The organism is Bacillus sp. AFS037270 (assembly GCF_002585305.1).
Map to the genome: position 1 here is coordinate 43,414 of NZ_NUNF01000024.1, position 25,433 is coordinate 68,846.

General features: G+C 37.9%; 18 protein-coding genes. 17 read left to right on the forward strand and 1 reads right to left on the reverse strand.

Translation table 11 applies throughout. From position 1 onward, the window contains the following. Positions 1-308: 308 nt before the first annotated feature. From COD92_RS12595 to COD92_RS33335, 15 genes are all read left to right on the forward strand, one after another. Positions 309-1,022 (forward strand): SDR family NAD(P)-dependent oxidoreductase, encoded by a 714-nt coding sequence (locus COD92_RS12595; RefSeq protein WP_098531772.1) that lies wholly within the window; start codon positions 309-311, stop codon positions 1,020-1,022. Positions 1,023-1,284: 262 nt separating this feature from the next. After that, the gene (locus COD92_RS12600; RefSeq protein WP_098531773.1) at positions 1,285-2,175 is read left to right on the forward strand and encodes a phytanoyl-CoA dioxygenase family protein; all 891 of its coding nucleotides are present in this window, start codon (positions 1,285-1,287) and stop codon (positions 2,173-2,175) included. A 237-nt stretch (positions 2,176-2,412) separates the two neighbouring features. Continuing rightward, positions 2,413-4,155, forward strand: a complete 1,743-nt coding sequence (locus COD92_RS12605; protein ID WP_098531774.1) for an SGNH/GDSL hydrolase family protein — start codon at positions 2,413-2,415, stop codon at positions 4,153-4,155. Positions 4,156-4,464: 309 nt separating this feature from the next. After that, the gene (locus tag COD92_RS12610) at positions 4,465-5,220 is read left to right on the forward strand and encodes an IclR family transcriptional regulator (RefSeq protein WP_098531775.1); all 756 of its coding nucleotides are present in this window, start codon (positions 4,465-4,467) and stop codon (positions 5,218-5,220) included. An 87-nt stretch (positions 5,221-5,307) separates the two neighbouring features. Beyond that, entirely contained in the window at positions 5,308-6,210 is a 903-nt protein-coding gene (locus tag COD92_RS12615; RefSeq protein ID WP_098531776.1) for a fumarylacetoacetate hydrolase family protein, read from the forward strand. Between the two features lie 34 nt (positions 6,211-6,244). Then, positions 6,245-7,711, forward strand: coding sequence for an alpha-ketoglutaric semialdehyde dehydrogenase GucD (gucD, locus tag COD92_RS12620; protein ID WP_098531777.1), 1,467 nt, complete (start codon positions 6,245-6,247; stop codon positions 7,709-7,711). 145 nt (positions 7,712-7,856) lie between these two features. Next, entirely contained in the window at positions 7,857-10,055 is a 2,199-nt protein-coding gene (locus tag COD92_RS12625; RefSeq protein WP_098531778.1) for a dihydroxy-acid dehydratase domain-containing protein, read from the forward strand. Positions 10,056-10,643: 588 nt separating this feature from the next. Beyond that, positions 10,644-11,657 (forward strand): zinc-binding alcohol dehydrogenase family protein, encoded by a 1,014-nt coding sequence (locus COD92_RS12630; RefSeq protein ID WP_098531779.1) that lies wholly within the window; start codon positions 10,644-10,646, stop codon positions 11,655-11,657. Positions 11,658-11,724: 67 nt separating this feature from the next. Next, positions 11,725-12,579, forward strand: a complete 855-nt coding sequence (locus COD92_RS12635) for an amidohydrolase family protein (protein WP_098531780.1) — start codon at positions 11,725-11,727, stop codon at positions 12,577-12,579. Between the two features lie 18 nt (positions 12,580-12,597). Beyond that, positions 12,598-13,542, forward strand: a complete 945-nt coding sequence (locus COD92_RS12640; RefSeq protein ID WP_098996376.1) for an aldo/keto reductase — start codon at positions 12,598-12,600, stop codon at positions 13,540-13,542. A gap of 294 nt (positions 13,543-13,836) precedes the next feature. After that, positions 13,837-14,772 carry an ABC transporter permease gene (locus COD92_RS12645; protein WP_255286734.1) on the forward strand — a complete coding sequence of 312 codons (936 nt, stop codon included), beginning with the start codon at positions 13,837-13,839 and terminating at the stop codon, positions 14,770-14,772. Positions 14,773-14,804: 32 nt separating this feature from the next. Beyond that, positions 14,805-15,701 (forward strand): carbohydrate ABC transporter permease, encoded by an 897-nt coding sequence (locus COD92_RS12650; RefSeq protein ID WP_480253646.1) that lies wholly within the window; start codon positions 14,805-14,807, stop codon positions 15,699-15,701. A 28-nt stretch (positions 15,702-15,729) separates the two neighbouring features. Continuing rightward, positions 15,730-17,370: a type 2 periplasmic-binding domain-containing protein gene (locus tag COD92_RS12655; protein ID WP_098531783.1), complete on the forward strand. Its 1,641-nt coding sequence runs from the start codon at positions 15,730-15,732 to the stop codon at positions 17,368-17,370. Between the two features lie 181 nt (positions 17,371-17,551). Then, positions 17,552-18,403 carry a DUF4968 domain-containing protein gene (locus tag COD92_RS33330; RefSeq protein ID WP_368731450.1) on the forward strand — a complete coding sequence of 284 codons (852 nt, stop codon included), beginning with the start codon at positions 17,552-17,554 and terminating at the stop codon, positions 18,401-18,403. Positions 18,404-18,444: 41 nt separating this feature from the next. Continuing rightward, complete coding sequence (locus COD92_RS33335; protein ID WP_368731451.1) at positions 18,445-19,974, forward strand: TIM-barrel domain-containing protein; 1,530 nt, start codon at positions 18,445-18,447, stop codon at positions 19,972-19,974. A gap of 414 nt (positions 19,975-20,388) precedes the next feature. On the opposite strand, the gene COD92_RS12665 is transcribed toward COD92_RS33335, so the two are convergent. Continuing rightward, complete coding sequence (locus COD92_RS12665; RefSeq protein ID WP_098531784.1) at positions 20,389-21,417, reverse strand: LacI family DNA-binding transcriptional regulator; 1,029 nt, start codon at positions 21,415-21,417, stop codon at positions 20,389-20,391. A gap of 371 nt (positions 21,418-21,788) precedes the next feature. Here COD92_RS12665 and COD92_RS12670 point away from each other — a divergent pair, with 371 nt between their 5' ends. Beyond that, a complete protein-coding gene (locus tag COD92_RS12670; protein WP_098531785.1) occupies positions 21,789-22,970 on the forward strand; it encodes a serine hydrolase domain-containing protein in 1,182 nt (393 codons plus the stop codon). An 88-nt stretch (positions 22,971-23,058) separates the two neighbouring features. Then, a complete protein-coding gene (locus COD92_RS12675) occupies positions 23,059-25,365 on the forward strand; it encodes a glycoside hydrolase family 95 protein (RefSeq protein ID WP_098531786.1) in 2,307 nt (768 codons plus the stop codon). Positions 25,366-25,433 lie beyond the last annotated feature (68 nt).

The following is a 25,433-nucleotide window of genomic DNA, read 5'->3' on the forward strand; positions in this document are numbered from 1 at the left end:
TAGTAAATCAGCTCCGGTCTTGGAGCTGATTTTTAAATAATTTCTCTTTACCTAAGATTATAATCAGAAGTTAATATATAAAACTTATTTTCATAATTTTCGGTTTATCGTGATGTAATAACATAGTAATGAACGATTATTTTTATAAAACTATTAGATAAAAAGTTTGACTAAAGGAGGATTTTAGTTGAACGAGTTATAAATAAATAGGCAGCTCCATGTTTACTCTGCAATAGTGCGGATACCAAAAGAAAATTAAATTTTAAAGGATTATTGTGTTTTCAAGAAACAGGAGGTATTGATACATAATGAAAAAGACCGTTTATATAACAGGCGCAGACAGAGGGCTGGGGCTTGCTTTGACGAAGGTTTTCCTCGAATCCAATTTTAAAGTTTTTGCCGGACGATTTATGTCTGATTGGCCGGAGCTTGATGAATTTAAAAAGGAGTATGGTGAGGATTTAGACATTCTTTCATTAAATGTTACCAATCAACAATCAGTCGATGCAGCTGCTGATTACATAAAAGAACAGGCTGGACAGTTAGATATTCTTATTAATAATGCAGGGATTCTCAAGGACCGGTCTGAGGATATATTCGGAGAGTTTTATTACGAAGATATGATGAAACTGATCGATACGAATACATTTGGGCCATTGCGTGTCTCCAAGTCTGTTGTTCCTTTGCTAATAAAAGGAAATAGCAAAATCCTTGCCAATATCTCATCAGAAGCGGCAAGTTTAGCTGATTCCTGGAGAAAGAAGGAGTATGGCTATTGCATGTCAAAGACTGCTTTAAACATGCAATTAACGATCTTACAAAATCAATTAAAAGAATATGGGATCAAAGTTTTAGCATTCCATCCGGGTTATGTCAGGTCGTATATTTTTGGTGAATTCAATCCGGATGCAACGATTGATGCCATCGAATCTGCAACGGGAATTATGAACCAAATATTAAAGTCACCAGCGATTGAAGAACATATGTTCATTGATTATCAAGGGAATCAAATGAACTGGTAAGGAAAAATTGATTGGATAATAGCTAAGTAAAGATTGTAATGTTTGTCCCAGAATGATGTTCAGTTGTTGTCATTAACGGCAGGTTATTTTAATACCAAACCTACCGTTTTCGTTAGAAATTATTAATATTTCTAAATAATCAAAAAATAAAAAACAAAAACTTAAACATGACTATAATTAGATTATGCGTTGAATTGGAAACGATTACATTAGCAAATCTAGTATTTTAATCAACTTATTTCTTATTAAAGGAGATGTTGGGATGTTTACAGGGCAGGTTTTATCTCAAAATGATATTGAACAATTCATTGAATTAGGATGGGTTAAAGTCTCCCAAGCTTTTGAGCGAAAGGCCGCATTAAAGGCACAGGATTACTTGTGGGAACAACTGGAAAAAAGAGGGATTGAAAGATTGGATCGAACAACCTGGACTGAACCCATGCTTCGTATGAATGAAAATTACGATACGGAGGAGTTCCGTCAGTGCGATAGTGAAAGACTCTCCGATGCCATTGAGGATTTAGTAGGAACAGGTCGTTGGGTCGGCCGTGGCATACCAAATCGTTGGGGATGGTGGCCTGTTAATTTTTCGGAAGGTTCCCATCTGGAATGGGACGTTCCAACTAATGGATGGCATTGGGATGGGATCCATTTTAAACATCACGTAGATAGCCCTGATCAAGGACTGCTTTGTTTATGTATTTTTTCGGATATTGGCCCCCGGGGTGGCGGGACATTAGTGGCAGAGGGCTCACATAAAGTTATAGCCCGATACTTGGCTGAGCAGCAAAATGGTGTAACTCTCGAGGACGGAATTCAAGCTGTGAACAAAGCTCATGAATGGTTTGGCATGCTTACAGGTCAAGAAGGGACAAACTCTTCTTCAAGAAAGGATACGAACCGAATTGATTACTTTATGAATCAAACCGTTAAGGTTGATGGGGCAAACCTTAGAGTAGTGGAAACGACTGCAGAAGCAGGTGATGTCTACCTTTGTCATCCTTTTCTCTATCACGTCTCTTCTCAAAATCATTCAGGAATTCCACGTTTTATGTGCAATCGGACAACTCCGTTAGGGGAGAGATTAAACTTAAGAAGAATAAATAAGACAGACTATTCACCTCTAGAATTTAGTATTCGGAAGGCATTGTAAACTCAGGAGAAGGCCCGATTATGTGGTATCCTATCCATTTAATCGGGCTATTTTTCGGTATTTGAAGTCTTTTACTCTATATTATACTAAATTAACACCACTCAGCCAGCAATGTGATGCCGGCTTAAAGCGTTTAGGATTGGATTATATAGATCTTTATCAAGGTATCTAATTATAAAAATTCAGTAAATTATTTGTCATAAAAAAATAGATGATTTATAGGAGAGAAAGGTAAAAATGACTGATAAAAGCAGATTAAAAAATGACAATAGAGATGAAGATTTCAAGGCACCAAAAGATCAAGTGGTAAAACGGGATAGCTTTTTCGTTATGTTTGAGAAAGTGATTGAGGCAACTCCCCGTAATGAAGGCAAGCCCTCACAGGAAATCTATTTGGAAGGAGAACAATTGAAAAGTATTGCAAGACTTGTAGGTGGCGTGAAAGATGAGGAAATATTGACTCTCCTTGAAGATTGTAAGGGATTTTTTAAGTTGGTTCACAGTATAGGGGTTGTAATAAAAACAGAAAATGAATATGCAGGAAAGATCAATTTTGTATTACAAAATTATGGAAAAGGGAAAAAATATGATACTGGAACACTACTAAGAATGCCATGTCCAACAGATGGAACCGAGATAATTTTAGACCTTGGGGATTACCAATGGTCCCCAGATGACGATGTTCCAGGTAAATTTGCCTTTGAATTTGAGCATCCTGGTGAACTAGCAACAGCAAGTGTCAAATTCTATCTGCATGATGCCTATAAGGTCCCTGAGATATCGTTGGAACCGCCGGTCGCATTCGGCTCAAAAGGTTACCAGGCCATGATTAGAAAATCCCTTTTAAGTAAAGGAAACAATCAAAGATTGAAAGCGGCAATTGAAAAAGCAGAAAGAGGCGAGGATGTTACCATCGCATACATAGGGGGCTCCATTACTCAGGGAGCTGGAGCAAAACCAATCCATACTCATTGTTATGCATATCAATCATACTTGAAATTCAGAGAAATGTTTGGGAAAGATGATGGAAAAAATGTCCATTTTGTGAAGGCCGGAGTAGGAGGTACACCATCTGAGCTCGGCATGATTCGCTATGAACGGGATATTTTAAGGAATGGAAAAGTAGAGCCGGATATTGTGATTGTTGAGTTTGCGGTAAATGATGCAGGAGACGAAACAAAGGGAATTTGTTATGAGAGCCTATGTTTAAAAATACTTTCTCCGGAAAACAAACCAGCTGTTATTTTATTATTCAGCGTGTTTGTAGATGACTGGAATCTGCAGGATAGGCTTTCTCCCGTAGGAAAGCACTATGAACTCCCAATGGTAAGTGTAAAGGATGCAGTGGTAGAGCAGTTTAGGCTTACAAAGGAAGAGGGTAACATCATAACCAAGAGGCAATTTTTTTACGATATCTATCATCCAACAAATGACGGTCATACTATAATGGCAGATTGCCTTTCTTATCTATTTTCTGAAACAAAGAAATCCATTAGAGATAGAGAAGATATTAAAATAGATATATCGCCGGTTATTGGTAATTGTTTTAAGGATGTTCAGTTACTTGATAGGAAAGATAACCCAATAGATGCAAGGATAAATGTGGGTAGTTTTTGGGAAACAGATGAAGATTTGCAGATGGTAGAGATGGATGCTAACACTTTCGTTACTCCTCAATTTCCAAATAACTGGATGCATACAACTACATCGGGAAATGAAAGTTTCAAAATGACGATAAACAGCAGAAGTCTCATTCTTGTTTATAAGGATTCAGGAAATAGTGAGTTTGGAATAGCGGAAATATTTGTGGATGGCCAACATATAAAAACCGCCGACCCTCATGAAGTTAACTGGACTCATTGCAATGCTGTAATCTTGTATCAGGAGGATGTCTGCCGGGAACACCAGGTAGAAATCAAGATGGCTTCCAATAATGAAGACAAATGTTTTACCATTTTGGGATTCGGATATACCTTATAATTTTTTATGTCCTACATGGTGATTATGATTACTCATTGAATCCAATTACACTCTTGTCATACTGTTAATGTGACACTTGGGGATATCATAAATACAGTCTTGATAATTCAGAATATTTATGAAAAATTGTATTGACTCATTTTTATGATTAGAGTAATATTTTAACTAGATTGAAACTACATTATAAAACACAGTTTTATAATGTAAAACAAATGGTCTTTTTTATCAATAGGATATTATTAAAGAGATTCAAAGCTTGAAATGTGGTAATCTACGTCTAGAAACCCAACAAAAAAGGATTGATTTTAAATGCCAATAATTCAAGCAGTTGAAAGAGCACTGACGATTTTAGACTTATTTGATGAGCATGCAACGGAATTAAAAATTACCGAAATCAGCGAGCGTATGAACTTGAATAAAAGTACTGTTCATTCACTATTGAAAACGCTTAAAAAAAGTGGCTATATTGATCAGGATGGAGATAGTGGAAAATACAAGCTGGGCATGAAGTTACTTGAAAGAGGTAATTTTGTCATAACCAACTTAGATGTTCGGAACATCGCAAAAAAATACTTACTTGATTTATCGAAAAAAACCGGTCACACCCTTCACCTTGTCATTTTAGAGGGAAAAGAAGGTCTATATATAGATAAAGTAGAGGGAACTTCAGCAAATGTTTTATATTCTCGGATTGGAAGGAGGGTGCCGATACATACCAGTGCAGTAGGGAAGCTTCTTGTCGCTTTAAGTTCCCAAGAAGAGATTGATAAAATGATGGATGGCTATATATTTGATCAAAGGACACCTAGAACGATTACAAATAAAACTGATTTTTTAAATGAATTGGTTGAAATAAAAATAAATGGATTTGCTATGGATCGAGAAGAGAATGAGCCTGGTATTTGCTGTCTCGCATTTCCGATTCGTAATCATACAGGCAATGCTATAGCTGCTTTTAGTGTTTCGATGCCTACGCCTCGGTTAAATGATGAGGAAATGGAACGAATTATACCATTGATGATCCAAACTGGCGAAGAAATATCCCAAAAAATGGGTTATGTTTAAAAACTCCTTATTTTAAATAATGGAGTTTTCATATGAATACATTATAAAACTGAGTTTTATAATGTAAAACTAATTAGAGGTGATTGGATGCGTATTATACGATTCTTGGAAGAAAACGGTTTATCGAGATTAGCTGCTATTACGGATGAGAATTTACTTTACGAATTGCCATTTGAAAACATCCTTGAACTAAGGCAGGAAGCACAACAAAGAAAAGTATCGATGGTTGATATCATCCAGCAAGCTATCCAAGATACTTTGCCTAAGAAGGAAGAGTTAGAACAGCTTAAATTACTCGTACCAATTGAAGCACAAGAGGTTTGGGCTGCTGGGGTCACTTATCTAAGAAGCAGGGAAGAAAGGAACTATGAAGCTACCGGTGGGAAACATATCGAGCCAACCATCTATGATAAAGTTTATGAGGCAAAAAGGCCAGAGATTTTCTTTAAATCTACTAAAGATAGAACAAGAGGAACGGGCGATTCCCTCTGTTTAAGAACTGATTCAAACTGGCAGGTTCCCGAACCTGAATTAGCCCTTGTCCTAGATGAGAATGGGCAGATTTTTGGGTTCACAATTGGAAATGATTTGAGCTGCCGGGATATTGAGGGAGAAAATCCACTCTACTTACCTCAAGCTAAAATATGGAAAAATTCATGTTCGATTGGTCCTGCTATTCGTTTGGCAGAAACAGTTGAAGATTATTATAGCTTCCAGATTACCTGTCGTATCTATCGGAATCAGGAAAAAGTATTTGAAGAAACGGCCAATACCCGTGACTTGCGAAGAACATATGAAGAACTATGCTCCTATCTAGTAAAAGATAATATTGTGTTTAATGGGACTGTACTTTTAACAGGAACAAGCATTGTTCCCCCAGAAAATTATACTTTACAAGACGGTGATCTTATTGAAATAGAAATTCCGGGTATAGGTACATTGGTTAATCCGGTAAAAAAACAAGCAGTAAAACTAGTTGAAACAATTTAGTTGAAAAGATATGAAAAGAAGGGAAAGGGTAGCTATGACAGTTCAAACTGAAGTAAAAACGTATGGGAATTTTATAGGCGGAGAATGGGTGCCAGCATCTACCAATTTGGTTGAAAAGAGTTATAGTCCGGCACACCGCAATGAAATAATTGGGTACTATCAAAGTTCATCTGCAAGTGATGTAGATAAAGCTGTTGCTGCTGCTCAAAATGCAACTGCAACATGGCGGAATTTATCTGGTGCACAAAGAGGAGACTTACTTTTTAAAATTGCTGATATCATGGAGAAGCGCCTGGATGAAATTGCTGAAACACTTACAAGAGAAATGGGAAAAACCTTTCCAGAAGCAAAGGGAGAAACTTTACGTGGTATAGCTATTCTAAGGTATTATGCTGGGGAAGGGTTACGGAAAACCGGTGATGTCATTCCAGCATCTGATAGCAAGGCGTTAATGTATACAACTCGTGTTCCCTTAGGTGTTGTGGGAATAATTACACCATGGAATTTTCCTGTTGCCATCCCTCTGTGGAAAATGGCACCGGCTTTAATTTATGGAAATACAGTTGTGATTAAGCCTGCACAGGAGGCTTCCGTCACTTGTGCTAAAATAATCGAATGTATGGGGCAGGCCGGCTTGCCTGCAGGGGTAGTAAATATGGTGACGGGGAAAGGTTCAGTAGTTGGACAGCGCATCATTGATCATCCTCAAATAAACGGAATCTCCTTTACAGGTTCCAATTCTACCGGTAAAAGAGTGGCATTTGGGGCAATTGAACGGGGCGCAAAATATCAATTGGAAATGGGCGGGAAAAATCCGATTATTATTGCAGATGATGCCGACCTTGAGGAGGCGGTGGAAGCGACTATAAGCGGGGGACTAAGATCCACGGGTCAAAAATGTACCGCAACTAGCCGAGTCATTGTACAAGAAGGAATATATGAAGAATTCAAAAATAGATTAGTTGATAGAACAAGAGAATTAAAGGTTGGCGATGGCCTTGAAGAAGGGACCTGGATGGGGCCATGTGTGAATGAATCACAGTTAAACACTGTACTTTCCTATATTGAAAAAGGAAAAGAAGAAGGCGCAACCGTTCTATTTGGCGGCAATAGGCCATCAGAAATTGAACTGCAGGATGGGTATTATGTTGAACCGACTATTTTTGGTGATGTTAAATCAGGCATGACAATTGGCCAAGAAGAAATTTTTGGTCCGGTGTTAGCCTTAATAAAAGTTAAAACAATTGAGGAAGCAATCGAATTGGCAAATGACATTCCATATGGCTTAAGTGCATCAATATTCACGAAAAACATTGGGAAGGCATTTCAATTTATCGAGGCAAGTGAGGCAGGTCTTGTCCGTGTAAATTATGAAACAGCAGGAGTAGAATTACAAGCTCCATTTGGCGGTATGAAAGCATCCAGTTCCGGCGCACGAGAACAAGGAACCGCTGCGATAGAGTTTTACACCTCCATTAAAACGGTATTTGTAAAGCCTTAATAGCAAAAGGATTATGAAAGGGGACTGTATGTAGATGGAGAGTATCCATATAGTATGGTTTCCTTTTATAAATGTATAGTTAGTTAGATAGATAAAGGGTTCTAGTGTATTAAAGAAAATTGTTGCGGAGCAGGAGGCATTATATATGTCCAGAGATGTAGATGATAAAAAGCCAAGAATAAACAATCCAATTAACCCTTATAGGGAAAATGTTCAAGGAAAGGCAAATGAACCGATTACAGTAGCAGGACTATTGGATAGGGCCAAAAAGGTTTTAGGAGACTCTTATCAAGGCTCAAACTCGGATTGGACATTAGGGGAAATATATAACCGTCTAGAAGAGAATGCGCCTCGAATCGCGATCATTGGTGGTTCCGCCGACCATCCTGCCCATATACTAGATTTAGAAACAGTATCTCGGGCAGCTTTAAAAATTTGGGAAGAAGGCGGGGTTCCATTTTATTTTAGTACACCTGTTATGTGTGACGGTACAGCCCAAAGTAATATGGGGATGTCCTATTCACTGCAAAGCCGTAATGCCATTGCTGAGATTGTCGTCAATCAAATGGAAGCGCATTCCTATCATGGGGCATTTGTTATCCAAGGTTGTGATAAGCAGCCTTTAGGTGTATTAAGTGGTTTAGCTTTATTGGATCGTGTCCGGAGCTACCGTGGTGAAGCACCGGTATTTGCAACGTTTGCACCTTCTCACGTTTTAAAGGGAGGGGAAATTCCGCAGGATTTACAAGTAGAACTAAAAGAAATTGCTGACAGAGCATCATTAATGGGTGAACAGAATATTGCCGATGATCTTAACGATGCTTTAAGTTTTATCTTACAATGTACATCGAATACACAATTTCAAGGAGTTCTTGCGCGAGCTGTTGAAAAGGGTATCATTACCCACGAGCAACATAAGAATTATGAAAAGAGGCTTGCGATTAATACATGTGACTCAGCAGGGGGAATATGTGCCTTCCATGGAACGGGAAATAGTTCAAGAGATTTGATGGCAGGTTTTGGGTTAGTTCATCCTAAACTGGAATTGTTAACAGAACCACCTACTTCCGATCAACTAAAGCCAGCCATTGAATCCTTATTTTCGATAGCTAATAGCCCAGAATGCAGTGTGGCTGAGTTGGTCGGTGCTAATATAGAAAATGCCATCCGGATTCATAGCTCTGGCGGCGGTTCCACCAACCTAATGATGCACATTGTTGGGGCAATGGTTTATGCGGGATATGACTTTAGTCTTTGGGATATCGAGAAAATTCATCAATCGTATCCTATACCAGATTTATTTCATTACAGCCTTACAGAAGGCAGGGATATCTTTGTACTAGCAGAGCAATGCTGTTCTGGTCAGATTAGAGGAATGGAAACTCTTTTTTATGAATTAATTCGGAATGGAGTTCCGATGGATGTTGATGCTTTAACTGTGACTGGCCAAACTTGGAAGGAAAGGCTGAGTAATACGGAAGGACTAAGTGCGGATGGAGTTAAGGAAAATCCAATCATCCAAAGTAAGCCCCTTAGAAAGTTTAGCGGAGTCGATGTGTTACGGGGGAACTTTTTTGAAAGCGCTGTTGTCAAAATTAGTGGGATGACTACCTATCAATTAGATCAATTTGATGATAAAGTTTCGTTTGTTCTTTATTTTGAAAATGAAGAAGAGGCAAATAATCAATTATTAAATGACCAATTATTGGATGAATTAAGAGACCAGCAAGCATTTTCGCAAGAGCACTTGCTGCAAATGTGGAAACATAATCATCCAGATAGTTATGGAGAAGCAGGTGCCTTATCCTATCATCAATTATTTAATCGAATGGTAAAAGATCAAAGTTTGAAACTTACCATAATTATCGCTGGTCAAGGCCCTGAGGCATTTGGAATGCCCGAGATGTTCAACCCCATGCAGCATATTAATGCAAATCGCCAACTCAAACGTTTAGCTACTCTTATTAGTGATGGTCGATATTCTGGAGTTACTTACGGGGCAGCAATTGGCCATATGACTCCTGAAGCCTATAATGGAGGAGGGGTGTTATACCTTAAACAAGGGGACTTACTACACTTACGTTTCCGCGCAAAACGGATTGAATTACTTGATGCTGAAAGTTTTACAAATGGTGAAATGAAACCATACTTAGGGGACCTCCATCTCGATAGGGGGACACTAGGAGAACAAAGGAAAAATACAATGAAAAAGAGACAAAGAACGATAGCAGCATCTAACCGTCTCGTCGGATGTACAAGTGCAGTTGAAGGGGTTGTACCTTTAGCAGTTAAGATGGATGCGGTCATTCCATTTTCACCTAAACAAGTTATAAGTAAAATTTAATCTCTTGTTCTTTGAAACTTATCTTCAATAGAAGCAGTTGTTTATTGTGTACTTCTCCGTCATATGAAACGTATAAAAGTTTTCTTTCCACAGACGGTCAAATCCATTGTCATACAACTTTGGTGCTTCTAGGTTCACATCTTACGTGCCTTCACCTCGAAACTAAGCAGATGATTTTAAGGAGAAGTTATTGTGGTTAGAAGGGGCAATTATGAAGAATCACGAGCATCTCTTATTACCGTTAGATAATACGTTAAATAAACTGTTATCCGCCCTAGTAAAGTAGAAAGCAGCGGAAAATCTACTGAAGTATCTATAACGATAATCATACGTCACCATAACCGGTGGCGTTTTATTTTTTATTAATTTGTACTAGGACTCTATCAAATTATGAATATATTGAGTAATGTACTAGCATTAAAAGTGAGGTGATTTATAAATAATGGATCTTCTATTTCCATTTAAAAAATTTTTAGAATCTTGTTGACTATAACATTTTTCAGTGTTAAATTAATGTTATCGATAACAATAAATCATGAAAAGTTTTTAACTATACTAAGAGATTTTTCTGAAGAGGAGGTAATGAAGATGAGAACAATTGTATGTGAACAACCTAATGTTTTTAGATTGACCAATGAAGATATTCCACTTCCAAAACTAGGTGAAGCGATTGTCGCAATTAAAAGAGTTGGGATATGCGGAACCGACATGCATGCATTTAAAGGAAATCAACCCTTTTTTAATTATCCTAGGGTGCTTGGCCATGAATTGGCTGGAACGATTGAATGGATTGGCGAAAATTCAACAGGATTAAAAAAAGGAGAGCAGGTTTCTATTATCCCGTATATGCATTGCGGTGAGTGTATTGCTTGCCGGCAAGGAAAAACAAACTGCTGCACTCAAATGAAAGTTTTGGGAGTACATATCGACGGTGGGATGCGTGAAAAAATCTCTGTGCCTATTGATCATTTAATGAAGACAGGAGGTTTGTCATTGGATCAGACCGCGGTCATTGAACCTTTAAGTATCGGTGCCCATGCGGTCAGACGGGCAGGAATTCAAAAGGGAGAATTTGTACTGGTAATTGGTGCGGGCCCGATTGGTTTGGGGGTTATGGCATTCGCACAACAAGAGGGTGCCAGGGTAATTGCTATGGATATTAATGAAGAAAGATTGGAATTTTGTCAAAAGTGGACAAGAGCAGAATTTACCATTAATGCTTTAGAGAATCCACTGGAAACCTTAAAGGTTATAACAAGCGGAGATATGCCAACAATTGTATTTGATGCAACCGGAAATCGCAAATCAATGGAAGAGTCTTTCCGTTATCCGGCAAATGGAGGGAAACTCATTTTCGTCGGATTAGTAAAATCGGAAATTGTTTTTTCGGACCCTGATTTTCACTCTAAAGAATTGACATTAATGTCAAGCAGGAATGCTAATAAAGAAGACTTCAACCATGTAATAAAATCCATTCAGAGCGGGAAGATTGATGTAAACGCTTACATTACACATCGGTCTGATCTTGAACAAATGACTGGCATATTTGAAGAATGGCTGAAACCTGAATCGAAGGTTGTGAAAGCAATGGTAGAACTATAATCAAAAATATATTTACTCAAAAGAAATATTCATATATGTAAAGTGTAGTAGGAAAGGAATCGAACCGATGCGAATTGATTCTCACCAGCATTATTGGAAAATAAGCCGTAATGACTATGGCTGGATTACTCCAGAGCTACCTGTTCTATATCGTGATTTTCTGGAAAAAGACTTAAGGCCACATTTGGAAAAAAACAAAATTGACAAAACCATTGTTGTTCAGGCAGCGCCAACTATAGAAGAAACAGAATTTATCCTCTCACTTAGTAACGAATCGGAAACCATTGCCGGTGTTGTTGGATGGATTGATATCGAGGATATTGCCTATAAAGAAAAGCTCGAAAATTTTAGGAAACACCCAAAATTTGTTGGCATAAGGATCATGATACAAGATATGCCAGATGAGAAGGTCATTTTAAAACCCCATTATTTGGAGGCATTTTCTTATTTTGAGAAAATGGATATTCCCGTTGATCTCCTGGTTCGGTCCGATCAGCTTTCAGTGGTAGTCGAACTATTAAAACATGTTTCCATACGGGCAGTTATCGACCATATCGCCAAGCCGCAAATTAAAGCAGGAACTTTAGAGCCATGGAAAAGTCAAATGAAACAGATTGCGCAACATCCCAATATTTATTGCAAGTTATCCGGAATGGTTACGGAAGCCGATCATCACAATTGGGAAAAGGAAGAATTTATTCCCTATGTGAGGCATATTGTGAATGAATTTGGCGTTAACCGGGTCATGTTTGGGAGTGATTGGCCTGTTTGTTTACTTTCTGCAAACTATGATGATGTATATAATCTTTTAAAAGAAACACTTCCGCCAAATCTGACTGAAGTTGAGGAAGAAAGGATTTTTGGAGGCAATGCATTAAAGTTTTATAAATTAAACATCGACAATCAGCGATTTAAAAAATAATAAGGAATGAGGAAATACATGAAATACAGAAAGCTTGGACAAACAGGAGTGGATGTATCGATTCTTAGTTTCGGGGCCTCTTCACTTGGCTCGGTATTTCGAGATATTGATGAAAACGAAGGAATTAAAACGGTTCATACAGCCATTGATCATGGGATTAACTTAATTGATGTATCGCCATACTATGGACTAACGAAGGCCGAAACGGTTCTAGGTAAAGCAATACGTGAAATACCAAGGGACAAATTTATTTTATCAACAAAGGCCGGACGTTATGGGGAAACCAAATTTGATTTCTCTAAACAACGTATTATTGACAGTATTGATGAGAGTTTGGCGAGATTACAAACGGATTATGTAGACATTCTGCTGCTGCATGATATTGAGTTTGGTTCATTCGATCAAATCATGGCAGAAGGTATACCTGCTTTACAACAATTAAAAAAGCAAGGGAAAATCAGGTTCTTTGGTGTATCTGGACTTCCGTTGACCATTTTTGAACAAGTTCTTAGTCAGACAGAACTAGATGTGATTTTATCGTATTGCCATTATTCTTTAAATGATACTTCGCTACTGTCACTCGTTCCTCTTCTGGAAGAGAAAAAGACAGGATTGATAAATGCTTCCCCTTTATCAATGGGATTATTAAGTTCGAGAACAGTTGCTGATTGGCACCCTGCTAGTGAGGGAATTCGCATGATTTGTAATCAGGCTGCCGAGTTTTGTAAGGAAAATGGAACTGATTTATCTAAATTAGCTATCCAATTTTCCATCCAAAACGAGACAATCCCAACTACTTTGGTAAGTACGGCAAGTGTCGAAAACATTAGGAAAAATATTCAGTGGACAGATGAACCGATTGATGAGGAAATGTTGAGTATTGTCCTTGAAATATTAGAACCTATTCATAATAAAACATGGCCTAGCGGGAACCCTGAATTTGCACAGAAAGTAATAAAATAATTAAAGAAGAAAAATAGCAGAATATTTTATTATTTTTTAACTTGAATTTCATGAATAGATAGAATATTATAAATTTAATAGTGGTATCGATAACATAATTTTATCATAGTTGTTATCGATAACAACATTCGAACAAATAAAAATAAGGATGTGATCTTTAATAGTTTAATAGAATGAATTTTTTTGAAAGCGTTTTAACTAGTGTCCTTTTTACAGAAAAATAATGCTTAAAAAACAAATGAAAACAGTAAGGAGGGATTTAAACTGAAAACGGTAACAGTAGAACAACAAACCATTTCGGTATCCAAAAAAAGAAAAGTTGGAAGTAGCAAGGCATTGAAAAGCTTGCGAAAACATTGGCAGTTTTATTTACTGATTATTCCTTCCGTCCTCTATTTTATTATCTTTAAGTACATTCCCATGCTTGGAACTATTATTGCGTTTAAGGATTACAGTGTGGTTCAAGGAATCATGGGAAGTCCTTGGGCGGGGCTTAAGTACTTTAAACTATTTTTTGATAACCCTGCAGCTTGGGATCTTATTAAGAATACATTGTTTATAAGTTTGTATGATATTGCAGCGTGCTTCCCATTGCCAATCATTTTGGCTATAGCACTTAATGAAATTCGTCAAGGCCGGTTCAAAAAATTTGTACAGATTGTTACTTATGCTCCATATTTCATTTCTACAGTTGTATTAGTTTCCATGATTATTGTGTTGACATCACCAAGGCTTGGAATTTTTAATCACATCTTAGAAGCAATTGGGCTTCATTCCATTAATTTTATGGGAGACCCTGGTTTATTCCGTTCCATATATGTTTGGTCGGATGTTTGGCAATTTACAGGTTATTCAGCCGTAATATATCTAGCCGCTCTTTCGGGTATTGATACTTCACTATATGAAGCGGCAAAAATAGATGGTGCATCAAGACTGCAAAAAATTATCCATGTTGATCTGCCAGGGATTATGCCGGCTATTACGATTATTTTAATTTTAACAGTTGGAAACGTTATGGGAGTTGGTTTTGAAAAAATATTTTTAATGCAAAATCCGCTCAATTTAGATACATCAGAGGTGCTTTCAACCTACGTCTACAAAATGGGGCTTCTAAATGCAAACTACAGTTTTGCAGGAGCGATAGGACTTTTTAACTCTGTAGTAAACTTAATACTTCTTTTATTGGCAAATTTATTTGCGAAACGAATTTCAGGAAATAGTTTATGGTAATGATTTTGCAAGAATAGGAGGGTGTGTTTTTAGTGGCAAAAGCAAATTCAATAAAAGAGTCTTTCGGTGACAAAGTGTTCCTTACCATTATTTATACTTTTTTAATCTTTGTAGTAGTAATCGTTCTGTATCCATTGATATATATTGTTAGTTCATCACTTAGTAGTCCGCTAGCTGTTTCGTCTGGTAAGGTTTGGCTATGGCCGGTTGATTTTTCGTTAGAAGGCTATAAAGCTATATTTAGCAATTCACAGGTCTTAGTTGGTTATGCTAATTCCCTATTCTATACCTTTTTTGGCACGATCGTTAGTGTCACTTTGACAGTGTTGTTTGCTTATCCGCTTTCTAGAAAGTCTTTCTATGGTCGTAATTTTTTGATGATTTTTATCTTATTTACAATGTTATTTTCAGGTGGATTAATTCCCGAATATCTTGTAGTTAAAAACCTACATATGTTGGATACCCGATGGGCTTTAATCATTCCAAAGGCTATTGCTGTTTGGCAGGTCATTATTGCTGTAACTTTTTTTAGGACAAGTATTCCTGAAGAAATCGTGGAAGCAAGCGAGATGGATGGTTGCAGCGACCTAAGATTTTTATGGTCAGTTGTTCTGCCGCTATCAAAACCTATTATTGCCGTATTAGTTTTAATGTATGCGATTTTTCAATGGAATTCTTATTTTGATGCCATGCTTTATTTGAAATCTGAAGCATTATTCCCACTTCAGGTTGTTTTACGTAATATCCTTATTTTAAATACAACTTCATCTGCATCGATTGATGCACAAAAATTGATGGATATGAAACAACTCGCTGATTTGATGAAATATTCATTAATTGTAGTAGCCAGTCTTCCAGTTCTTATTATTTATCCATTTGTACAGCGTCACTTTATGAAGGGTGTCTTAATTGGCTCAGTAAAGGGCTAAATTTTTAAACATAAGGGGAGAGGTAGTTATGAAAAAAGCAGGTATTTTGGCAATGCTTCTATTTGTAGTACTTGCAACATTTTTAGCAGGCTGTACCGACAAAACAGAAACAACATCGTCAGGTAAATCAAAAGATGGTGAAGGGGAATTGTCAATTTTTGCTCCTCAAGGGGTAGGTAATACTAAATTAAGTACAAATTTTTTCACAAAGGAAGTAGAAAAAAAATTCAATGTTAAGATTAATTGGCAGACAACGACCTATGATGCTACATCAGCTAGTCAAAAACGCCAAATCTCCTTAGCCAGCGGTGATTATCCAGACGCCTATATGTTGGTTCCTTGGGTGGATCATTTCTCTACAAATGATTTGATAAAATATGGAAAACAGGGTGTTCTTATCCCACTAAATGACTTGATTAAAAAATATGCTCCAAATATTCAAAAAACGCTTGATACCAATAAACAATTTAAGGCAATGACGGTTTCACCTGATGGAAATATCTATGGTATTTCACACTTGAATGAGTGTTACCATTGTACATGGCCATATAAAATGTGGATAAATAATGAATGGTTGAAAAAGTTGAATTTGCCAATGCCAAAAACAACAGAAGATTTTAAAAATGTACTTGAAGCTTTTAAAAACCAGGACCCGAATGGTAACGGTAAAAAAGATGAAGTCCCGCTAAGTGGGGCAGTAGGTATCCCTGATACTAATGTTATTCCATTTCTAATGAACGGCTTTATTTATGATGATGGTAAAAAAAGGCTTCTGTTAAATAATGGAAAGGTTGACTTTGCGGCTGACAAGAAGGAATGGAAGCAGGGATTAGAATACATTCGTTCTTTATACAAGGATGGATTACTTGATCCAGGTGCATTCACCCAGAATAATGATGCATACCAAAAACTGGGGGATAATGCCTCAGCAGAAATTCTTGGTGCTGGAACAGCTACACACCCGGGTGAGTTTGTTTCTGATCAAAAACGTTTGTATTCAGATAATTATGTAGCACTCGCGCCACTGCAAGGTCCAAATTCTGCTTATGCCACTTATAATTACCCTGTTACTCCTGGAGCTGACTTTGTACTTACTAATAAAGCGTCGAAGGAAGATCAAATCGCAGCCATTAAGATCATAGACTACTTGTTTACAGCGGATGGAAATATAAGGGGTCAATTTGGTAAAGAGGGTGTGGACTGGAGAAAGCCAAAAGATGGTGATGTTGCGATTGAAAAAAGTGCTAAACCGCTTTTCGCGTCGATACCCCTGAAAGACGGTGAAAAAACTCACAATAATGGATGGGGTCCAATCGCAGAATTCGGTTCTTCCAGTTCTTTTAGAAATGGGCAAATCCAATCGACTCAAGTATTTACACCGGAAGGGTATGAACGCCGACTTCAAGATGCAACCCATTTGTATGAGGGTACGCAGCCAGATGATGTTTACCCAGCATGGTCCGTTTGGATGGATCCATCCGATGCAGATGAAGTAGCCATGTTAGAAACAAATATTCAAAATTATGTTAATCAGAGCCTTTTGAAGTTTGTAACAGGGGAAATGAACTTGGATACAGACTGGGAATCCTATGTCAAAGGGTTTGATAAATTAAACCTTAAACGTTATTTAAAAATAATGCAACAAGCATATGATAAATCTGAAAAGTAGAACATGAAGAATTGTTCGTAATTTTAAAAAAAGTAAAATACCTCGGTCCAAAAAAGGTTTAGGACTGAGGTATTTTTTTAAATTGAATCTTTAGAATGTTTTATCGCTAACAAGTAAGTAGACGATACCATTATTAGTTGTCGGAAGGTATTGAATAATATTGTGAAAAGGTGGTTGCAACATGGAGGTTGTGCACTATAAAAAACAAGTGGATCATTTGGTAATCAAATGCACAAATGGTTTGATGGAAGTCATTCCCTATACCAACTCAATTATTCGTATCCGTTATACATTGGGGAAGGAATTCGGCTTGAAGAAAAGCTTCATGGTTGGACCAAATGCGAAAGAACATGTTGTTTTTTCCGTAAAGGAAACAGAAAATGTGATCGTGTTTTCAACGTGCAATGTACAGATTCACATTAATAAACATACAGCTGCATTTACATATACCGACTCGTCGGGTAAGATTTTAGCAAAGGAACCGGAACGTGGTGGGAAAACACTTGTACCGGTTGAAGTGGTAAAATCTGTTTTTGATGAAAATACGGAGATTCAGAATTCACAAAATGTAGATGGTGCTCGTGCTAAAGCCATTCCAGCAAAACATGTTGTGGATCGAACGGCTTATCATACCAAACTTGAATTCGAATGGGCAGATGATGAAGCACTCTATGGTCTTGGTTCACACGAGGAAGGTGTTTTAAATTTAAGGGGCACTTATCAATATCTTTACCAGCAAAACATGAAAGCAGTGGTTCCTGTTTTGGTCTCAACGAAAGGGTACGGAGTGGTTGTGGATAGCTATTCGTTGATGACATTTCATGATGACTTGCATGGTTCATATATATGGACGGATACAGATAGCGAGATGGACTATTACTTTATATATGGACCTGATTTTGATCAAATTGTGAGATGTTTCCGTCATATTACAGGAAAGGCACCTCTTTTACCAAAATGGTCATTCGGATATGTGCAATCTAAGGAAAGGTATAAATCTCAAGAAGAGTTAATCTCTATTGTAAAGGAATAAGGAGACGACAAATTCCTCTCGATTGTATTGTACTGGATTGGATGTCTTGGACAGGTGAACTGTGGGGGCAGAAATCCTTTGATCCCGAACGTTTTCTAAATCCCGCACAAATGATGCGTGATATTCACGAGCTTAATGCAAAACTGATGGTTTCCATTTGGCCGATTATGAATAACGATGGTCCAAATCATGTTGAAATGAAGCAAAAGGGTTATCTTCTAGGGAATCAAGCGACATATGATGCATTTCGCCAAGAAGCACGCAATTTGTATTGGAAACAGGCAAATGAGGGGTTGTTTTCCCATGGCATCGATGCATGGTGGTGTGACTGTACAGAACCTTTTGAGGCTGATTGGAATGGGGAAGTGAAACCTGAACCGGAAGAACGACTTCGAATCAACACAGAAGAATCAAAGAAATACTTGGACCCAGGTTATATTAATGCCTATTCGCTTCTTCATTCAAAGGGCATTTATGAAGGTCAGCGGAAGACAACCGAAACGAAACGGGTTGTAAACCTAACACGATCTGCTTATGCAGGCCAGCAAAAGTATGGGACGATAACTTGGTCTGGAGATGTTGCTGCCAATTGGAAAACATTGCGAAACCAAATCGCTGATGGATTAAATTTCTGTATGACTGGCATGCCCTACTGGACAGTGGATATAGGAGGATTCTTTGTTTCCAAAAAGGAACAGTGGTTTTGGAATGGAGATTATCAAGATGGTTGTGACGATTTAGGATACCGCGAGCTTTACGTTCGATGGCTGCAATATGGTACATTTTTACCGATGTTCCGCTCTCATGGTACAGACACACCAAGAGAGGTTTGGAGATTTGGAGAGCCTGGCACGTTGTATTATGATACGCTGGTAAAATTTATCAAGCTTCGATATAGATTGTTACCTTATATATATTCAGTCGCTGGTTGGGTGACTCATCAGGATTATACGATGATGCGAGCCTTGGCATTTGATTTCAGAAATGATCCAAAAACGTATAATATCAAAGACCAATATATGTTTGGGCCAGCATTCTTAGTTAATCCCATAACAGAACCAATGTATTATAAAAGCGGTTCGGTTAAGATTGAAGGTGCTGCGAAAAAACGTCTTGTATATTTGCCTTTTGGTTCAGATTGGTATGATTTCTGGACAGACCAATGGATGAGCGGCGGTCAAACAATTGAGGCTCCAGCAGAACTTGAAACAATGCCTTTATATGTACGTGCCGGTTCTATTATTCCTATTGGACCAGATATCCAATACAGTTCAGAAGAATCAACAGAACCTTTAGAATTGAGAGTTTATAAGGGGCAAGACGGAAGTTTTATGATGTATGAAGATGAAGGTGACAATTACAACTATGTAAAGGGGGAATTTGCAACAATAATTATTCGCTGGGAAGACGAAAAAAATCGACTTGTAATAGATGAACGCCAAGGATCTTATCCCGAAATGAAGAGTTCCATGGAATTATTGATCACCGTTATTACCGGTAGAGCGGCTTTCACTACTTGTACTCAAAAGAGAATTATTTACAACGGAAAACAGATGATCATTAACTTTTAATATAAGACTAATAGGTTTTTAAAGTTAGAGGAATCAGAACGTTACTGCACAGATAGCAAAAGGGGAGTTTGAACCTACTTTTGAACCTTAGTCAAGTAATCTGGGACCCCTGTCAAGGACACATGAAAAAAAGCGATAAGATACTAAAAAGGTGATCCCTATTCTGAAATAGGGGTCATCTTTCTTTAATTCCATTGATAACGATAATTATAATAGTAAACCATATATTTCTATGGCGCATTTGATCTTAAACTTTGCTCATTGTATTCACCTAGTCCCCCATACTTTAAAAATTAAGTATATAAAAAATACCTATCGATGAAACACTCATTTTCAGGTGTCCTATCTATAGGTATCATATTAAACATCTTCCATTTCTTTTTCTTAACAAAAAAAGTTCCTTCGTTTGGGGAGCTAAGATTTTCTTCCTTTATCACGTTGATGGAGAGAAGAGGTTCGCAAATGTATTTCAGAGGGCAGGACAATTTTTCTTGCTTTTTCAGGTGCTGCTCCTTCAATTCGTTCGATTAATAACTGTATGCCAATATACCCGAAATTGTATGCCTGTTGTTCTGCAACGGTTAATATTGATTCATTTTCCGTATAATTTGGTACATCATATGACACAACGGCCATTTCTTCTGGGACTTTTATATTGTGTTTGTAAAGAATTTTCATCGTATTCATTCCAATAAAGTTATTTGTTGCAAAAATAGCTGTTGGGCGTTCTTGCTCTGGTAAATTTAGAAGCTCTTGAATGGAATTTGTTACATCACTGTCCCGGAATTGGCTTTCCTTAATTAAATGGTTGTTAACTGATATTCCATGTATCTTTAACGTATCAATATAGGATTGTTGTCTTTCACGAGCAGTCGACACAACTAAAGGACCATTTATAATGGCAATTTTTTGATGCCCTTGTTTAATTAAATGCTCAATTAACCTACGGGTGGTTGCTTCATTGTCGCTCAGAACTTGATCGCAGTCTATATCAGGAATATTGCGATCGATTAATACAAAAGGTATACCATGTTTGGTTAGTTTCTTCATATTTTTTTTAGAGTTATCATTTGCTGGAGCAATCAGTACACCATCTGACCCGGTTGAAATAAGCATATCCATATACTTGGATTCTTTTTCAAAATTCTCATCGCTATTACATAGAAGAAGCTGATAGCCCATTTGCATGGCTTTATCTTCCGCCCCGCGTGCAACGCTTGTGAAAAAGGGGTTGCCAATATCGGTGATCATAAGAGATAAAATTTTTGTTTTTTTAGTTATTAGATTCCTGGCAGAATTATTGGGAATATAATTTAATTCTTTAATAACCGTTTCAACTTTTTTTCGTGTTTCTTCACTGATTTTTTCTGATTTATTAATAACCCTTGAGACAGTCATTGCTGAAACATTGGCTTTCTTTGCAATATCATAAATGGTAACCATATTTACCTCCTATCCACAAAAAGAATATTCTAACTTAAATTTTAGATGATTACAATAAATATATCAAGAAAAAAGTGTTATCGGTAACAAAGTTTATTGCAGGAAGGTTCCATCCGTTCATTATGGGAAAATTTTGGTAGATTTTACCTTAATTAAATTACTAAAATCTTCATTGTATTTATTTTTAAAAAGAAATTGACGTAAGAATGCCAGTGTGTTAAATTTTTGTTACCGATATCATTTTGGAATGTTATGACTTTTACAACAATTAAATATAGTCATTGAGAGAATAAACATAGGTACAAGTTGATGAAAACAGCGATGCTTTTCGTACTTTATGCAGAAACAAATAGATTAGGAGAGTATGGAAAATGTTGGGTGTAGGAGCCGTGGATCAAGTAAAAAAAATATTAACAAATAGTATAGAAAAAAATGAAATAGCCGGTGGAAATGTAATGGTGATAAAAGGCGGTAAAGAAATCTTTTACCATGAAGATGGTTTGGCTGATAGAGAAGCGGGGCTTCCAATTAGAAGAGATTCCATTTTCAGATTATATTCCATGAGTAAGCCTGTTACTGCTGCCGCGGTGATGATTCTCTTAGAACGGGGGGAAATTGATTTATATGAACCTGTAAGTCAATTTCTCGATGGCTTTAAATATCAGATGGTGTGTGAAGGTGATAGGCTGGTTCCAACAGAACGTGAAGTCACACTGACAGATTTACTGTCCATGACCTCAGGATTAGTATATGGAGGAGTGAACAGAGCCGGTAGGGAGACAGAGGCTTTGTTTCAGGAAATCGATAACCGGTTATTCAGTGATTCCCCAATGGGTACGGTGGAAGCGATGAATAAACTTGGAAAATGTGCCCTTGCCTTTCAGCCGGGATCGAATTGGCAGTATGGGATCTCTGCTGATGTACTGGGAGCGGTGGTAGAAGTGGTTAGCGGCAAACGTTTTGGAGAATTTTTACAGAAGGAGATATTTGGACCACTTGACATGCAGGATACTGGATTTTGGGTACCGGAAGAAAAAAGATTCCGACTTGTTAACGCCTATGCAGACAATGGAAAGGGTGAATTATTGCTTTATACAGGGAACCATTTAGGCATCATAAATAAGATGGATAGAGAACCAGCTTTTGAATCCGGGGGAGCAGGATTGGTTTCTACTATTGATGATTATGCAAGATTCGCTAAAATGCTGATGAATGAAGGAAGTTTGAATGGGGTTCAGATTCTAAGACCAAAAACTGTCAAATATTTAACGTCAGGAACCTTGAATGCTGCGCAGCAGAAAGGCTTTGACAATTGGTTTACACTAAGTGGACACAGCTATGGAAACTTGATGCGTGTAATGACCGATTGCAGTAAGGCTGGGGGCCTTGGCAGTCTTGGTGAATATGGCTGGGATGGTTGGCTGGGGGCCTATTTTTGTAATTGTCCAAAGGACGATGTTACCTTCTTATTCATGATCCAGAAAACAGATGCGGGTACAACTGCCCTCACCAGAAAGCTTCGTAATATTTTACTAGGTTCATACTGTAAATGAAAACGCTATCTTTATGTTGGCTACTATAGAAAGATTGCGTTGTTAATAAATGAAAAGGAAATGGAAAATGGCAAAAGGAGGGTTTATGATGTCCGATAACATGATATGGTTTGATCGACCTGCAAAAGACTGGAATGAGGCGTTACCCATCGGTAACGGTCGTCTTGGTGCAATGATTTATGGAAAAACAGCTATTGAACAAATCCAGTTGAACGAGGAATCCGTTTGGTATGGCGGCCCAAGGGACCGGAATAACCCGGATGCACTGGAAAATCTGGCCAAGATAAGGGAATTGCTTCAAAACGGAAGACTAGTGGAAGCGGAAAAATTGGCGAGCATGGCGCTTTCGGGTATTCCTGAGACGCAAAGGCATTATATGGGGATGGGCGATCTTTTTTTAGACTTTGATCACCAAGAGGCAAGTGATTACAGACGTGAACTTGATTTGGAAAAGGGAATTGTTAAGCTTGAATACAACTGCCATGGAGTAAAGTTTCAAAGAGAGATTTTTTCAAGCTATCCTTCTGACCTCATTATCATTCGCCTTACAGCCAGTAAGTCAGCCTCGATATCTTTTTCAGCCAGACTAACGAGGGATGGAAGCCGACTTATGGAAGAGGTTAGGGCGATAAGAGGCAATAGCCTTGTTATGAGGGGCAATTGCGGCGGTAAAAATGGATCTGATTTTCGAGTTGTTCTTTCTGTGAACGCCAAGGGTGGCAATGTGAATACCATTGGTGAACATTTACTGGTCAACGCTGCTGATGAAGTCACAATATTTTTGGCTGCTGATACCAGTTTTCATCACAGTGATCCGGAATTAGCCTGTTTTAGTGCGATTGAGCAAGTAGTACATATGGATTACGGGCTTTTAAAAAGTACTCATATAAAGGACTATACGGAACTTTATAGCAGAGTAAGTTTAAACCTATTTGATACATCTAGTGATCAAAATCATCGGTTGCCAACTGATCAAAGATTAAAACGTCTCAAAGGAGGATATGAGGATAATGGTCTTCTGGCACTCTATTTTCAGTTTGGCAGGTATTTGCTTATTTCAAGCAGTCGGCCGGGATCACTACCTGCCAATTTGCAAGGGATATGGAATTATAGTATGCGGCCTCCTTGGGACAGCAAATTTACAATCAATATTAATACGGAGATGAACTATTGGCCTGCAGAAACGTGTAATTTGTCTGAATGTCACGAGCCATTATTCGATTTAATTGAAAGAATGAGAGAGCCTGGACGCCGGACAGCCAAAATGATGTACGGCTGCGGGGGGTTTGTAGCACACCACAACACGGATATATGGGCAGACACCGCTCCACAGGATATCTATCTGCCAGCCTCTTATTGGCCAATGGGAGCAGCTTGGCTTTGCCTGCATTTATGGGAACACTATCAATTTACTGGTGATGTCATTTTCTTGGAGAAGAGCTATGAAACAATTAAAGAATCGGTACGATTTTTCTTGGACTTTTTAATAAAAACAAAAGAAGGGTATCTTGTTACCTGTCCATCTTCTTCTCCGGAAAATACTTATATTTTACCGAATGGCGAATCAGGGACATTGTGCATGGGGCCTTCCATGGACAATCAGATTTTAGATGCACTCTTTAATTGTTGTATGAAAGCGAGTGAGATTCTTTCGATAGACGAGGAATTTAGGGGGCAATTATTTGAAGTATTGCAGCGCATCCCTCAACCAAAGATCGGAAAATACGGACAAATACAGGAGTGGCTAGAGGACTATGAGGAGAAGGAGCCTGGGCATCGGCATATATCCCATCTATTCGCACTGCACCCAGGAAACCAAATCACCGTTCAGCGAACGCCGGAACTGGCTTCCGCAGCAAGACGAACAATCGAAAGGCGCTTGGAACATGGGGGAGGTCACACAGGCTGGAGCCGTGCCTGGTTGATCAATTTATGGGCCAGATTAGAGGATGGAGAACAGGCCTATTCAAATCTATTAGCTTTACTTCGGCAATCGACTCTGCCTAATTTATTCGATGATCACCCTCCTTTCCAAATCGATGGCAATTTTGGAGGTACGGCTGCCATTGCAGAAATGCTAGTACAAAGTCATGATGATGCCGTTCATTTGCTCCCGGCGTTGCCTAAAGCATGGAAGGATGGGCATGTTTGCGGGTTACGGGCGAGAGGCGGATTCGAGGTAGGTATGGAGTGGAAGGATTATCGCATTGTAAAAGCAAAAATCAAATCATTAAACGGAAAACCGTGTAAGTTAAAGTTGAATCAGCCTATTACACTTAAAGGTGCAGCAAATGATTTTATCCAATATACAACTTTGAATGAAGGAATCATTCGATTTGATACAGTACAGGATGGAATTTATACATTAGTTTGTGATCCAATTAGGTCAGTTTGACAATTGATTTCGAAGTTAAAAAAGCTGTCTTTATTGTTGATTTTATTAACTAATAATATTTAGGGAGG

What these genes read in the sequence shown, in the direction of transcription:
- COD92_RS12630 (WP_098531779.1), top strand. Translation starts at nt 10,644, where the DNA reads ATGAGAACAATTGTATGTGAACAACCTAATGTTTTTAGATTGACCAAT.
- COD92_RS12595 (WP_098531772.1), top strand. Translation starts at nt 309, where the DNA reads ATGAAAAAGACCGTTTATATAACAGGCGCAGACAGAGGGCTGGGGCTT.
- COD92_RS33335 (WP_368731451.1), top strand. Translation starts at nt 18,445, where the DNA reads ATGTCTTGGACAGGTGAACTGTGGGGGCAGAAATCCTTTGATCCCGAA.
- COD92_RS12605 (WP_098531774.1), top strand. Translation starts at nt 2,413, where the DNA reads ATGACTGATAAAAGCAGATTAAAAAATGACAATAGAGATGAAGATTTC.
- COD92_RS12655 (WP_098531783.1), top strand. Translation starts at nt 15,730, where the DNA reads ATGAAAAAAGCAGGTATTTTGGCAATGCTTCTATTTGTAGTACTTGCA.
- COD92_RS12665 (WP_098531784.1), bottom strand. Translation starts at nt 21,417, where the DNA reads ATGGTTACCATTTATGATATTGCAAAGAAAGCCAATGTTTCAGCAATG.
- gucD (WP_098531777.1), top strand. Translation starts at nt 6,245, where the DNA reads ATGACAGTTCAAACTGAAGTAAAAACGTATGGGAATTTTATAGGCGGA.
- COD92_RS33330 (WP_368731450.1), top strand. Translation starts at nt 17,552, where the DNA reads ATGGAGGTTGTGCACTATAAAAAACAAGTGGATCATTTGGTAATCAAA.
- COD92_RS12675 (WP_098531786.1), top strand. Translation starts at nt 23,059, where the DNA reads ATGTCCGATAACATGATATGGTTTGATCGACCTGCAAAAGACTGGAAT.
- COD92_RS12640 (WP_098996376.1), top strand. Translation starts at nt 12,598, where the DNA reads ATGAAATACAGAAAGCTTGGACAAACAGGAGTGGATGTATCGATTCTT.
- COD92_RS12625 (WP_098531778.1), top strand. Translation starts at nt 7,857, where the DNA reads ATGTCCAGAGATGTAGATGATAAAAAGCCAAGAATAAACAATCCAATT.
- COD92_RS12670 (WP_098531785.1), top strand. Translation starts at nt 21,789, where the DNA reads ATGTTGGGTGTAGGAGCCGTGGATCAAGTAAAAAAAATATTAACAAAT.
- COD92_RS12610 (WP_098531775.1), top strand. Translation starts at nt 4,465, where the DNA reads ATGCCAATAATTCAAGCAGTTGAAAGAGCACTGACGATTTTAGACTTA.
- COD92_RS12615 (WP_098531776.1), top strand. Translation starts at nt 5,308, where the DNA reads ATGCGTATTATACGATTCTTGGAAGAAAACGGTTTATCGAGATTAGCT.
- COD92_RS12600 (WP_098531773.1), top strand. Translation starts at nt 1,285, where the DNA reads ATGTTTACAGGGCAGGTTTTATCTCAAAATGATATTGAACAATTCATT.
- COD92_RS12635 (WP_098531780.1), top strand. Translation starts at nt 11,725, where the DNA reads ATGCGAATTGATTCTCACCAGCATTATTGGAAAATAAGCCGTAATGAC.